Genomic DNA, 12,490 nt, shown 5'->3' with positions numbered 1-12,490 from the left:
CCGCACAAACCGAGGGTTTGCGCGGCATTTTTGCGTTGATTGGGCGTGAGTCTAACGGATGCCCTGCCCAATCAACACGCCTTCTACGGTTTGGCCGTAGAGATTGACCCCATCGTTGGCGTGGAATTTGACCCGGGTTTTCTCCACGGAACCGTCAACCAGCCGCGGGTCCTGCGGTCGCTCGTGGCTGTTGACGTAGGCCGCCACGTCCCAGGCTTGCTGGTCGCTCAGGCTGCCACCCTTGCCCAGGGGCATGTTGTGCTTGATGAAGGACGCCGCAGTATTGATGCGGTGCATGCCGGCGCCCCAATTGTAGGAGTCCTTACCCCACAACGGTGGCATCACGTAACTGTCACCGACCTTCTGGCCCTGCCCTTCGGGGCCATGGCAGACGGCGCATTGCCCTTTGTAAACCTGCGCGCCCCCGGACAGGTCATAACCCTTGGCCGGTTGGGTCACGTCGGGATACCCACGGCCTGGTAACTCCACGCCCAACGGTGCTTTGCTGGCCAACCAGTAGGCGTACACCGAGAGCGCGGTAATTTCGCGACTATCAGCGGTCGGCGGCGTACCGCCGTTCATGCTGAATTGGAAACACCCCTGCAACCGCTCGGCAAAGGTGTTGACCTTGTCGTTCTTCTTTCGATAGGCCGGATACATCGGGTAGGCGCCCCACAGCGGCGCCGAGTTGGCCAGGCGGCCCTGATCCAGGTGGCAGTTGCTGCAGTTGAGCCCGTTACCGACGAATGTCGGCGCCAGGCGCTTGGTATCCACGAACAACGCGTAGCCCTCCTTGACCAGCTTGCCGTAGGCATTGTCAGGCAGCTCGCTCTCTTGGGGCGGCTGGAATTGACTGACAGCCGCATGGCCGGCAGAAGGCTGCAACTGCGACTGGTCTTCCATGGCGATCGTAGCGGCGTGGGCGGACGGCAGACCCAACAGTCCTAGAACTAAAACAAACGGGCTCATGGCTTGGCCTCCAGTTTCAGTGAGGCGAAATACTGGGCCACGCCCTGTACTTCATCCGGCGTCAGGGATTTTGCGATGTGGCCCATCAGGTCATTCGGGTCGTTGTGACGGGTGCCGTTTTGCCAGGCCGTCAACTGTGCTGCCAGGTAGGTGGCAGGCTGACCGGCAAGAGGCGGGAACGTGTCGCCGACACCTGTACCGGCAGGACCATGGCAACTTGCACATGCCGGAATCTGCCGCTCCCAGGCGCCCTGCTGGGCAAGCTTTTGCGCAGCACCGATAGGCATCTCGCTGCGATGGATCGGTTGCGGGACGACGCCTGGCATCGCCGCCAGCGCCTGGCTGACAGCGTCGATCTCGGCGTCAGTGAGGGCATTCGCCAAGGGTTGCATCACCGGGTTGGCACGCGTGCCGCGCCTGAAGTCTTCCAACTGTTTACGCACGTACAGGGCCGGCAACCCCGCCAACCTGGGGAAGCCCGCGGCGGCGAGCCCCGCGCCATCGGCACCATGGCAGGCTACGCAGGGCATGGCGCCCGGCTGCGAGCCGCCCTCGGTGAATATCTTCTTCCCATCCAGCGCGTGGGCATTGCCCAGCAGCAACATCAGCGCACTGCCTATCAGTACTCGTTCCAGAGACATCATCACGGCTCCATTTTTTATAGTTATATATTTAGGCGTTTATGTCATAAGCCTACAAATGGTAGGAGAACCTTCCCGCCGCGACAACTGCGAAAACGCAACCACCAAAAAAAGCCCGACACTGCAACGGCAGGTCAGGCTTCTTTATCGGATTCAAACGGACCGTGTAAACGCGCGGCCTCAGCCGGAAATGCAGTCCTCCCCGGCCTTCTTCACATCGCCCGGGCGGATCGGCACATTGGACATGCTCTCGTAGAGCTTGATGCTGCTGCCGCTGGAGCGCTCGTCAATCTCGAAAATAGCCGACGGGTCAGCGGAGAATTTCTGCGGCACAATCACCTGCACGCCGTTTTTATGCGGCTCGATCTGCGGCGGCCGGCGGGTAGTCGACAATTTGCGTACCACACAGGCGGCATATTCCTGCGGTTTTTTCCCTGAAATGACCGCCAAGGTCGGGGGGGTCTGCTTGATATCTGCAACCGAAGCACACCCACCAATCGCCAAGGCCAGAACCAACACACTCCACTTCATATAAAACCTCCGATAAAGACCCTAGGACAGCGGGGATGGTAATTTTCTCCCGCCAACGTAGGATTTATCCCTGATAACTCGGTAAATAACTGTTTTAAATTGTCGAAGTCGTCGACGACGGCCCGATAATAAACGCGCTGGGGCTGATAAACTCTATCTTAACCTACGTATCGTTCTGATTTTTCAGAAAAAGCCCTTCTGGAGACACCCGCCCATGAAATTCATCCACCAGCGTGAGCACCTCAACGAGGGAGATATTGTCGTCATCGAATGCTCACAGACTTGTAATATTCGTCTGATGAGCGATGCGAATTTTCGCAGCTTCAAGAATGGCGGCCGTCACACCTACCACGGCGGCGCGTTCGACAAGTTCCCGGCGAAAATCACCGCGCCGAGCACCGGTTTCTGGAACATCACCCTGGACGTTGTGACGCGCCGCGCCATCAGCGTTACCCGCAAACCTGCGCTGTCCCACAAGATCCGCATCGTTCGTCGCACCAACAGCAAATTGAGCTGACCCGAACACTCGACAGGAAAAAAGTTGTGACCACGACCAAATACGTCATCAAGTACAAACTCAACGGCGAACGCCGCTTTGAGTTTGCCCAACTGCACAGCAACAGCGTCGAAGAAGCCAAGCTAGTACTGGCGAAGATTCACGACGCCAGCGATGAAATCACTGACATCAACGTGAGCAAGGCGCTGTAAGCCCATGCCCGGCCCGACCGTCGACCTGTTCGCCGACGACGCCCTGCAACAACCCGCAGGGCGTGAGCAGATTGGCGAACAGTCCCACGTTCTGAGGGGCTATGCCCTGCCCTGGATTGAGCATCTTCTGCCAGCGTTGCGCTGCGTGCTGGCTCAGTCGCCGTTTCGGCAAATGGTCACGCCCGGTGGTTTCACCATGTCAGCCGCGCTGAGCAGTTGCGGAGAACTGGGTTGGACCACCGATCCCAGCGGCTACCGCTACACCGCGCTTGACCCGCGCAGTGGCCACCCCTGGCCAGCCATGCCCGAAACGTTGCGCCAACTGGCGGCACACGCGGCGACCGACGCCGGGTTCAGCGATTTTGTGCCCGATGCCTGCCTGATCAACCGTTATGTGCCGGGGGCAAAGATGTCGTTGCACCAGGACAAGAACGAACGCTGCTATACCGCGCCGGTGGTTTCCGTGTCGCTGGGGCTGCCGGCGATCTTCCTGTTCGGCGGCCATGCACGCAGCGACAAGCCGCAAAAAATCTCGTTGTTCCATGGCGATGTGGTGGTGTGGGGCGGGGTTGATCGTCTGCGCTTCCACGGAGTCATGCCGGTCAAGGACGGCACGCATCCGGTCATGGGCCCGCAACGCATCAACCTGACCTTTCGCACCGCCGGCTGATTTGACCGCAAGCTTCAGAGTGCCAGGCCGCCGCGACACGACTAATCTGGCCGTGACCCGTCATGAGAGCAGGCAATGAATAACGAACATGACCCGCGCTGGGCAGCGATCCTCGCCCGTGATCCTCAGGCCGACGCGCTGTTTGTCTATGGGGTAAAAACCACCGGTGTGTATTGCCGCCCCAGCAGTGCCTCGCGCTTGCCGCGTCCGGAAAACGTCGAATTCTTTGAGACACCTCAACAGGCCGAGGCGGCAGGCTATCGCCCAAGCAAACGTGCGACCGGTGACCAGACGCAACGCGCGGCACGCCATGCCGAGCTGGTGGCCAACGCTTGTCGGCAGATCGAACACGCCGAAACCCCGCCCAGCCTCGACCAACTGGCACAGCAAGCCGGGCTGAGCCCGTTCCATTTCCATCGCGTGTTCAAGTCAGTCACCGGCCTCACCCCCAAGGGCTATGCCAGCGCACAGCGCTCGCGCAAAGTGCGCAAGGGGCTCAAAGGTCGCAACACCGTCACCGACGCGCTGTATGACGCCGGCTTCAATTCCAACAGCCGCTTCTATGAATCGGCGGACCAACTGCTTGGCATGAAGCCAAGCGATTACAAAGCCGGCGGCACGAATACTCACATCCATTTTGCCGTCGGCCAATGTTCCCTCGGCGCGATTCTGGTGGCGCAAAGTCATCGCGGCGTGTGCGCGATCCTGCTGGGCGACGAGCCGGACACGCTGGTGCGCGACCTGCAGGACCAATTCCCCAAGGCCGAACTGCTGGGTGCGGACCCGGCCTTCGAACAGTTGGTCGCCCAGGTGGTGGGGTTTATAGAAGCCCCGGCCCTGGGCCTGGACTTACCCTTGGACCTGCGCGGCACGGCCTTTCAGGAACGGGTATGGCAAGCCTTGCGTGACATCCCGGTGGGCAGCACCGCCAGCTACGCGCAGATCGCCGAACGGATTGGCGCGCCCACCGCCTTTCGGGCCGTGGCCCAGGCCTGTGGCGCCAATCGCCTCGCAGTGGCGATTCCCTGCCACCGCGTGGTGCGCAGTAATGGCGAGTTGTCGGGCTACCGATGGGGGGTGGAGCGCAAGCGCCAGTTGCTGGAACGCGAGCGCGACCGCTAAAACAGCCCGCGCCACTACACGAAACCCAGGCTGCGTCCAGTGAATAAAACAGACTGGCCGGACGCCAAGGGCCCTGCTAAAACAGCGAAAACTCTTACCAACGCTGGAGACGCATCCCATGAGCACCTGGCCAGACACGCGCATTCTCGATCTGCTGGGCATCGACGTACCGATTATCCAGGCGCCCATGGCCGGTGCGACCACCGCGCAAATGGTCATCGCCGCCAGCGAGGCCGGCGCGCTCGGTTCGATGCCGGCGGCGGCACTGAGTATCGAGCAATTGCGCGCTGCGTTGAGCACTATCCGCCAGGCCGGCACGCGGCCGATCAACGTCAACTTCTTCTGCCATCAACCGCCCGAGGCGGACGACGCCCGTGATCGACGCTGGAAAGACCTGCTGCAACCCTACTACCGCGAACTGGGCGCCGACTTTGATGCACCGACGCCGGTGACCAACCGTGCGCCGTTCAACGAAGCGGCTTGTGAAGTGGTGGAAGCGTTCCGTCCCGAGGTGGTCAGTTTCCATTTCGGTTTGCCGGAAAAATCCCTGCTCGACCGCGTCAAAGCGACCGGCGCCAAGGTACTTTCATCGGCCACAACCGTCGAAGAAGCGATTTGGCTGGAACAGCATGGCTGCGATGCGATCATCGCCATGGGCCTTGAAGCCGGCGGCCACCGCGGTATGTTTCTCAGCGACGACCTCAACAGCCAGATCGGCTTGATGGCGCTGGTGCCGCAGATCGTCGACGCCGTGAGCGTGCCGGTGATCGCCGCCGGCGGTATCGCTGACGCGCGCGGCATCGCGGCCGCCTTTGCCTTGGGTGCTTCGGCGGTGCAGATCGGTACCGCCTACCTGTTGACCCCCGAAGCCACGGTCAGCCCCTCGCACCACCATGCATTGCGCCACGCCCAGGCCAGCGAAACCGCGCTGACCAACCTGTTCACCGGCCGACCGGCGCGCGGCATCGTCAACCGGGTGATGCGAGAACTCGGCGCGATCAACCCGCTGGCCCCGGCCTTCCCCAGGGCCGGCGGTGCGTTGCTGCCACTCAAGGCCAAGGATGAAGCCGGCTTCAGCAACCTGTGGGCGGGCCAGGCGTTGGGCCTGCGGCATCCGTTTGCAACCCGCGAGCTGACCACCTGGCTGGCAGAACAAGCCTTGAGCCGGCTGTCTCGGTAGCGCACGTCAGATCAGTATCGGCTCTGCGGGTGGAAGGCCGCTGAGCCGACGTTCGTGCAGCGGCGTCAACACAGTAAACCGCTGTTGGCGCAACGCACAGATACCATATACGACTCGGGCAAAGTGTTCGTTGCTGTCGTCGTAGGGCTGGCTCGCCATGATCAGCGCGAAACAGCATTCGGCCTGGCGCTCCGGGGCCATCTTGCGGATCAATCCCAACCCTATCCCCAGCAACGCCCGGCTACTGGTCATGGTCAGTCGCTCATAACCGGAGCTGCGCTGGTGATGACACTCGCGCTGCTGGCCCCGGGCGAGCTGTTCATACAACGCATCCAGTTCGGCGGCGGTGTATAAATCCACCGTCGCCTGCTCGCCTGACACATGAAGTTCCAGTTGTTGTTTAAATAACAGTCGCCACGCATCGTCGTCGATTCCGGCCCGCACCGCGACCCAGTCGACACAATCGACCAGCGCGTTTTGCGCGCTCGCGAGCGTGCTTGGCAAACCGGCCTGCAGGGCTTCGAGGTGGATCAATGCCTGGTTGACCAAGTCTGCCTCCTCAGCCATCACGCCCTCCATCAGTTCTCGATAGCCGCCCCATGGTTCGTTACGCCATGCCTGAAGGAAGCCCAGCATCAAGGCCCGCAACTCACCGATCGCCTGCACGCCAATGGTGCGCCGCAATAGCCCTTCCGCCTCGTCGACCAGGCCGCTGAGGTTGCTGACTTGCGCCAGCAGTTCAGACTGATTGAAGGTCGCCGGCTCATTGAGCGATAGCGATGCATTGATCGGCAACTGGTGAAAGACCTGGGCCCAGACACGCTCCAACTGCTCGCGAACCCCGCAGACGAAATCCAGGGGAAACGACAGCACGCTGTAATCGCCGCCATTGACGAAGGGGCTCCAACTGATGCCCAGCGCAAACGCCCCGTCAACCTCCAGGCTTGCGTTGGCAAAGTCCGGATAAAACTTGTAAATCACCAACGCGCCCTCCAAGGCCGGCAACCCGCGCACGCAGTCCTCCCAGCCTTTCAACGTACCGAAATAGCCGCGACCGTTCATTGAGGCATCGAGGTCGCCCAGGCTGAAATCGACCATCGCGGTGTCCGTTGCATCCCGAATCGACAACGCAAAATGCGTTTGCGGGCGCTGATCGCCGAGTTCGGAGAAAATCAGCACGCCGACGGCCTGTGTCTCCCAGCGCTGACTGCGCAAAAAGTCGGAACAGCTTTTCGCCTCGGCATACCCACAGGTGGCGGTTGCCTGGAGGTAACCTTTGAGTTCGGCGCCTTTGCCCCGGTCATCGAAGGATTTTTCCATGCGCTGGCGCAGGTCGATCAACCAGAATGGCGTGGAGACAAAAGTCTCGGACTCACTGGTCTGTTTCAACTTTATCGGGGCGTCGTAGTCTATGGGCGCATTCAGAATCGGCGCCACGGTCCGACCGCCGAGCGTCGACTGCTTGAGCAATATGCGCAACTTGGCATTGGCGCTGGGCAGATCGGCCCCCAGGTCAACCATCGCCAATAGCACCCCCAGCTTGCACTCATGGATGTAGCGGGCGTAGTCCTCGGGCCGATCGGTATTTTGCGCCAACGCATACGTAAGGCCGACATCACCGACATTGGCGATGAAGCGCGCCATGCCGGAAAGCAGCAGCGCGCCCAACCCGCTCAGAGGCCCGACGGCCGCCGTCACCAGACCGGACACCGCACGGGCGACACTTTTGAACATCGCCAGTTTTACCCGGCGCCGCTCTTCGTCGGACGAAAACACTGCGTAGTCGACCTGCCCCTTGATATCCGCGATGGCCGCCAACTGCAATTGCGCGTTGATGTGCTGGGTATCACGAAAGGACACCGGCTCCGGGGCGAAACGCCGGTAATGGTAGCCATAGCGTTTTTTTTGCGGGAAAAAATCCTGAGGCACCAGGTTCATTTTCTGCGGGAAAGGGGAATGTTCCGCGACAAATCGCATCAACACCTCCGAGGGTTGCCCGGCGGTGGTGCTTGGTGCCCAGACCGCCCACTTGAGCTCGGTGAAGTTGAGGGATATCAGCAATGCCTTCTGTGAGTTGAATTTGAGCACAATCGCATTGGGCACCACCGCTTCGTTGAATAGCAGCAGTCGCGGTTTCAACTCGCCTTTCAAGTAGCGGAACGCACACCCTCGCAAGTCTTCGTCGGCTGCATCGACTTGCGCGAGGTAGCGTGCGACCCGCACCCTGGCGAGGGCGTCACAGGTTTCGCCGAATAGTTTCTGGTAGTCGTCGCTGGCGGCCAGCGCATCGATATCCGCCAGGAAGTCAGCCAGCAACACATCACGCATCCCGGTCAATGTCGCGACTTGCGACGCCGGCAAGGCTTGCCCCTGCACATCCACGGCACTGAGTTTTTCCTGGAAGTACGCACGCCGTTGCGGCTCACCCAACAGCACTTGTTCAAAGGAAAAGTACTTGTAGCGTGGCGGCACGAATGCACTCACGCCAGGAGAATATGTGGGGTGGCCTATCAGGTATTTGAACTTGAATTGGCGTTCTTTTTTGAACAATTGCTGGGTGTCTTGAGGCAGACCGGACTTCTTCAGGCAGCGATCGATCAACGATTCGATATAGTCTTTGGCGATCTTGTTATTGCCCACGCTCTCCCTCAGCCCATCCCATTTTTGCCAGGCCTGGGTCGTCGTTGCCTCGGGCGTCGGGGGCGCGGTGGGGGCCTTCCAGCCGGTACGTTCGCGGGGCTGAATGCTGACCGCTATAAACAGCCGCGCGGCATCGCAGCGCACGAACCATTGATTGAGCCGCTCGCTCTGCAGCCGGATGCCGCCGTCTTCCTGCAAGACGCCGCAGTTGACCCAGGGGCAGCGGTAACTCATGTAGACGCTGAGATAGTAGTGCCAATCCGCAGCGGCGCGGCGCGAGGCCGGAACTTCTATGATATAGCGCTCCTCATCGGCCTGATAAGGCATTGCGCTCAGGGTCACCTCGATCACTTCGTCGGCCTTCAGCGCTTGGTCGGCCAGGAGGACGGCACGGGGCGTCCAGCGCGGGAAAATGCTGAAATCGGCGTCGAGCACCGCCTCGTTGAACGGCTTGACCCACAGCGTGTTTTTGCCGGGCTCATCGGAATAACGAATGAGATCGCCGCTGCGTGCGCCAATACGCATCCCCGGCCAACCGGTGCCAATCGCCCTGGGCCATTGCCCGGCCCCCAGGGAAATCAGCGGGAGATCAAACCAGATATCCGCAAGCAGGCGCTTACTGGCCCCCCACACGGAGAACAGCACCACCTCGGTCTTGAGCAAAGGCCGTGTCGCGATCGCTAGGCCACGCTCTTCCCACTCGACACTCTGGACCTGGCCTGACACTCGCAGGCTGTCGAGAAAGTATCGATGGGCCGTCAAGCGTTGGGCCAATGCCCCGTAAAACTTGGGAAACAGAACATTGACTTGCACGCTGTCAGTCGATTGGTTTTTTCCGACACTCGCGCGCCAGGTAAAGCGCTTGTCGAGTATTTTCCACAGGGGCATTTCCTGGCGCTCGACAATCAACGCAGGACTTCCCGGCTCGGCCCCCTCCTCCAGGATCGAAAACTCCACCGGTATCAACGATTGCGTGGTGATCAGCGCCTTGGCCTGCGGTTCCAGTGCCGAAGCGCTGAGTACGCGGTCCAGCCAGGCTTTCACGGCGGCCTCGCTGGTAAGGTTGTTCGGGGCGCCGACGTTGATATAGGCATATTCCCTTTGCATGGCCCTTGCTCCTTTGCCTGCTAAAGGAGCTGCACTATCAACGGGTTCCCATGCATTGGCTGTCAGGAGGCGGGCCGTTGCCGCCGGGAAATGTCAGCGCGGGGCCGGCGGATTCCCCTTGCCATTTTTTCGCTATATACCTATACATACACCGCTTGACCGCCCCCCTGGTCCCGCAGCGCTCAATCCTGGCTTTTTTCCTTCTCATACGGAGCTATCCATGACCTTCAGCCTCCCACGCTTGATTCGCCCCGGCCTGGCGGCCGTCATTGCGCTAGTCACCGCCGCTGCGGTCCACGCCGATGAAGTCCAGGTGGCCGTCGCCGCCAACTTCACCGCACCGATCCAGGCGATTGCCGCCGACTTCGAGAAGGACACCGGTCACAAGCTGATCGCCGCCTACGGTGCCACCGGGCAGTTCTATACCCAGATCAAGAACGGCGCGCCGTTCGAAGTGTTCCTCAGCGCCGACGACACCACCCCGCAAAAACTCGAAACCGAAGGCGATACCGTCAAGGGTTCGCGCTTTACCTACGCGGTCGGCACCCTGGCGCTGTGGTCGGCGAAGGAAGGTTATGTCGATGCCAAGGGCGATGTGCTCAAGCAGAACGCGTTCAAGCACCTGTCCATCGCCAACCCGAAAGCCGCGCCCTACGGGCTGGCCGCCACCCAAGTGCTGGCCAAGGAAGGCTTGACCGAGAAGCTCAAGGACAAGCTCGTCGAGGGCCAGAACATCACCCAGGCCTATCAGTTTGTCTCCACCGGCAATGCCGAGTTGGGGTTTGTGGCCTTGTCGCAGATCTACAAAGACGGCAAAGTCACCAGCGGTTCGGCGTGGATCGTCCCGGCGTCCATGCATGACCCGATCAAACAGGATGCGGTGATCCTCAATAAGGGCAAAGACAGCGCCGCTGCCAAGGCGCTGGTCGAGTACCTGAAAGGGCCGAAAGCCGCTGCCGTTATCAAGTCCTACGGTTACGAGCTCTAAATGCCGCTATCGAGTGCCGATTTTTCCGCGATCTGGTTGACCATCAAACTGGCGTCACTGACCACGGTGATTCTGCTGGTCATCGGCACTCCGATTGCCCTGTGGCTGTCGCGCACGCGCTCCTGGTGGCGCGGGCCTATCGGCGCGGTGGTCGCCCTGCCGCTGGTGCTGCCGCCCACGGTCATCGGCTTCTACCTGCTGCTGACGATGGGGCCGCACGGTTACTTCGGCCAGTTCACCCAATGGCTGGGCCTGGGCACCCTGACCTTCAGTTTCGCCGGGCTGGTGATCGGCTCGGTGATCTATTCCATGCCGTTCGTGGTGCAGCCGTTGCAAAACGCCTTCTCCGCCATCGGCACACGCCCCTTGGAAGTGGCCGCGACCTTGCGCGCCAACCCCTGGGACACGTTCTTCAGCGTGATCCTGCCCCTGGCCCGCCCGGGGTTTATCACCGCGTCGATTCTCGGCTTTGCGCATACCGTCGGCGAGTTCGGGGTGGTGCTGATGATCGGCGGCAATATCCCGGACAAGACCCGGGTCGTCTCGGTGCAGATCTACGACCACGTCGAAGCCATGGAATACGCCCAGGCGCACTGGCTGGCCGGCGCCATGGTGGTGTTCGCGTTCCTGGTGTTGCTGGCGCTCTACTCCAGCCGTAAAACCAAGATGGGCTGGAGCTGATGCCGATGATCGATGTACGCCTGCACCTCACGTATTCCGCCTTTGCCCTGAAAGTGGACCTGCAACTGCCCGGTCGCGGCGTCACCGCGCTGTATGGGCATTCCGGCTCCGGCAAGACCACCTGCCTGCGCTGCATTGCCGGGCTGGAACGTGCCGAGGACGGCTTTGTCCAGGTCAACGACGAAGTCTGGCAAGACAGCCGCAACGGTCTGTTCGTACCGCCGCATAAACGTGCGCTGGGCTATGTGTTCCAGGAAGCGAGCCTGTTCCCCCATCTGTCGGTACGCGCCAATCTGGAATTCGGCCTCAAGCGCATCCCGCCTGCGCAACGTCGCGTCGACATGGCCCAGGCCACCGAACTGTTGGGCATCGGCCACTTGCTTGAGCGGCATCCGCAGCACTTGTCCGGCGGCGAGCGCCAGCGCATCGGTATCGCCCGCGCGTTACTGACCAGCCCGCGCCTGTTATTGATGGACGAACCGCTGGCGGCTCTCGACAGCCAACGCAAAGGTGAAATCCTGCCGTACCTGGAACGCCTGCACGACGAACTGGACATTCCGGTGCTCTACGTCAGCCACGCCCAGGACGAGGTGGCGCGCCTGGCCGATCACATCGTGTTGCTGCGCGACGGCCAGGCCCTGGCCAGCGGCCCCATCGGTGAAACCCTGGCGCGGCTGGATTTGCCCTTGGCCTTGGGCGACGACGCCGGTGTGGTGATCAACGGCACGGTAAGCGCTTACGACGCGCACTATCAATTGCTGACCCTGCAACTGCCCGGCAGCGCCTTGCAGATGCGCGTCGCCCATACGCCGCTGGCCTTGGGCAAAGCCCTGCGGGTCAAGGTGCAGGCGCGGGACGTAAGCCTCAATTTGCAGGCCGAAGCCCACAGCAGCATCCTCAACCGCCTGCCGGTGACGGTCACCCAGGAGATTGCGGCGGACAACAGCGCCCATGTGCTGGTGCGCCTGGATGCCGGCGGCACGCCGTTGCTGGCACGGATCACACGCTTCTCCCGCGACCAGTTGCAACTGCACCCCGGCCAGATGCTGTGGGCGCAGATCAAGGCGGTGGCGGTGCTAGCGTAGCCGCGAAACCTTGTGGCCGCAGCGTCTTGCGTTGCAGTCAATCAAACAGACCGGCCTGATCTGTTTATAACCTGCTGTCCGCCGACCTGCCCCGCGACCTGCAAGAACATTACCTACGCAAAGGGCGTGTCACACCTCGAGTTTTTTACAGGCGATCGAGTCCTCTCA

The 12,490-nt window shown here is 61.2% G+C and carries 12 protein-coding genes; 8 read left to right on the top strand and 4 right to left on the bottom strand.

Translation table 11 applies throughout. The features are described 5' to 3' along the window. Window positions 1–51 precede the first annotated feature (51 nt). From RGV59_RS20075 to RGV59_RS20065, 3 genes are all read right to left on the bottom strand, one after another. Window positions 52–969: a c-type cytochrome gene (locus tag RGV59_RS20075; protein ID WP_126585216.1), complete on the bottom strand. Its 918-nt coding sequence runs from the start codon at window positions 967–969 to the stop codon at window positions 52–54. Next, a complete protein-coding gene (locus tag RGV59_RS20070) occupies window positions 966–1,613 on the bottom strand; it encodes a c-type cytochrome (protein ID WP_126585215.1) in 648 nt (215 codons plus the stop codon). The genes RGV59_RS20075 and RGV59_RS20070 overlap by 4 nt, the downstream gene beginning before the upstream one ends. A gap of 177 nt (window positions 1,614–1,790) precedes the next feature. After that, the gene (locus RGV59_RS20065) at window positions 1,791–2,141 is read right to left on the bottom strand and encodes a hypothetical protein (protein WP_017846311.1); all 351 of its coding nucleotides are present in this window, start codon (window positions 2,139–2,141) and stop codon (window positions 1,791–1,793) included. A 214-nt stretch (window positions 2,142–2,355) separates the two neighbouring features. On the opposite strand from RGV59_RS20065, the gene RGV59_RS20060 reads away from it, so the two are divergent. The 5 genes from RGV59_RS20060 (at window position 2,356) to RGV59_RS20040 (ending at window position 5,821) form a co-directional block, all read left to right on the top strand. After that, window positions 2,356–2,658, top strand: coding sequence for a DUF1883 domain-containing protein (locus tag RGV59_RS20060; RefSeq protein ID WP_017846312.1), 303 nt, complete (start codon window positions 2,356–2,358; stop codon window positions 2,656–2,658). Between the two features lie 26 nt (window positions 2,659–2,684). Then, window positions 2,685–2,849 (top strand): hypothetical protein, encoded by a 165-nt coding sequence (locus tag RGV59_RS20055; RefSeq protein WP_017846313.1) that lies wholly within the window; start codon window positions 2,685–2,687, stop codon window positions 2,847–2,849. 4 nt (window positions 2,850–2,853) lie between these two features. Continuing rightward, on the top strand, window positions 2,854–3,519 hold the full coding sequence (gene alkB / locus RGV59_RS20050) for a DNA oxidative demethylase AlkB (RefSeq protein WP_126585214.1): 666 nt from the start codon (window positions 2,854–2,856) through the stop codon (window positions 3,517–3,519). Between the two features lie 75 nt (window positions 3,520–3,594). Next, a complete protein-coding gene (ada, locus tag RGV59_RS20045; protein ID WP_126585213.1) occupies window positions 3,595–4,641 on the top strand; it encodes a bifunctional DNA-binding transcriptional regulator/O6-methylguanine-DNA methyltransferase Ada in 1,047 nt (348 codons plus the stop codon). Between the two features lie 118 nt (window positions 4,642–4,759). After that, on the top strand, window positions 4,760–5,821 hold the full coding sequence (locus RGV59_RS20040; RefSeq protein WP_126585212.1) for an NAD(P)H-dependent flavin oxidoreductase: 1,062 nt from the start codon (window positions 4,760–4,762) through the stop codon (window positions 5,819–5,821). Between the two features lie 6 nt (window positions 5,822–5,827). Here the strand turns inward: RGV59_RS20040 and RGV59_RS20035 are convergent, their stop codons facing one another. Next, window positions 5,828–9,568, bottom strand: a complete 3,741-nt coding sequence (locus tag RGV59_RS20035; RefSeq protein ID WP_126585211.1) for a hypothetical protein — start codon at window positions 9,566–9,568, stop codon at window positions 5,828–5,830. A 220-nt stretch (window positions 9,569–9,788) separates the two neighbouring features. On the opposite strand from RGV59_RS20035, the gene modA reads away from it, so the two are divergent. Genes modA through modC form a run of 3 tightly spaced genes read left to right on the top strand, consistent with a single transcriptional unit; the run spans window position 9,789 to window position 12,322 of the window. Beyond that, on the top strand, window positions 9,789–10,556 hold the full coding sequence (gene modA, locus RGV59_RS20030) for a molybdate ABC transporter substrate-binding protein (protein ID WP_046383545.1): 768 nt from the start codon (window positions 9,789–9,791) through the stop codon (window positions 10,554–10,556). Continuing rightward, window positions 10,557–11,237: a molybdate ABC transporter permease subunit gene (gene modB / locus RGV59_RS20025; protein ID WP_017846319.1), complete on the top strand. Its 681-nt coding sequence runs from the start codon at window positions 10,557–10,559 to the stop codon at window positions 11,235–11,237. Further along, the gene (modC, locus tag RGV59_RS20020) at window positions 11,237–12,322 is read left to right on the top strand and encodes a molybdenum ABC transporter ATP-binding protein (RefSeq protein ID WP_371918418.1); all 1,086 of its coding nucleotides are present in this window, start codon (window positions 11,237–11,239) and stop codon (window positions 12,320–12,322) included. The genes modB and modC overlap by 1 nt, the downstream gene beginning before the upstream one ends. Window positions 12,323–12,490: the final 168 nt, after the last annotated feature.

Origin of the sequence: Pseudomonas sp. FG1 (assembly GCF_034313875.1) — a bacterium.
Taxonomy (GTDB): Bacteria; Pseudomonadota; Gammaproteobacteria; order Pseudomonadales; family Pseudomonadaceae; genus Aquipseudomonas; species Aquipseudomonas veronii.
Note: the sequence above shows the minus strand (reverse complement) of the source record. Positions and strands in the feature narration are given on the sequence as shown.

Excerpts from the sequence above, each read along its gene's own strand:
- RGV59_RS20075 (WP_126585216.1), bottom strand. The coding sequence starts at position 969 with ATGAGCCCGTTTGTTTTAGTTCTAGGACTGTTGGGTCTGCCGTCCGCC.
- RGV59_RS20070 (WP_126585215.1), bottom strand. The coding sequence starts at position 1,613 with ATGATGTCTCTGGAACGAGTACTGATAGGCAGTGCGCTGATGTTGCTG.
- RGV59_RS20065 (WP_017846311.1), bottom strand. The coding sequence starts at position 2,141 with ATGAAGTGGAGTGTGTTGGTTCTGGCCTTGGCGATTGGTGGGTGTGCT.
- RGV59_RS20060 (WP_017846312.1), top strand. The coding sequence starts at position 2,356 with ATGAAATTCATCCACCAGCGTGAGCACCTCAACGAGGGAGATATTGTC.
- alkB (WP_126585214.1), top strand. The coding sequence starts at position 2,854 with ATGCCCGGCCCGACCGTCGACCTGTTCGCCGACGACGCCCTGCAACAA.
- ada (WP_126585213.1), top strand. The coding sequence starts at position 3,595 with ATGAATAACGAACATGACCCGCGCTGGGCAGCGATCCTCGCCCGTGAT.
- RGV59_RS20040 (WP_126585212.1), top strand. The coding sequence starts at position 4,760 with ATGAGCACCTGGCCAGACACGCGCATTCTCGATCTGCTGGGCATCGAC.
- RGV59_RS20035 (WP_126585211.1), bottom strand. The coding sequence starts at position 9,568 with ATGCAAAGGGAATATGCCTATATCAACGTCGGCGCCCCGAACAACCTT.
- modA (WP_046383545.1), top strand. The coding sequence starts at position 9,789 with ATGACCTTCAGCCTCCCACGCTTGATTCGCCCCGGCCTGGCGGCCGTC.
- modB (WP_017846319.1), top strand. The coding sequence starts at position 10,557 with ATGCCGCTATCGAGTGCCGATTTTTCCGCGATCTGGTTGACCATCAAA.
- modC (WP_371918418.1), top strand. The coding sequence starts at position 11,237 with ATGCCGATGATCGATGTACGCCTGCACCTCACGTATTCCGCCTTTGCC.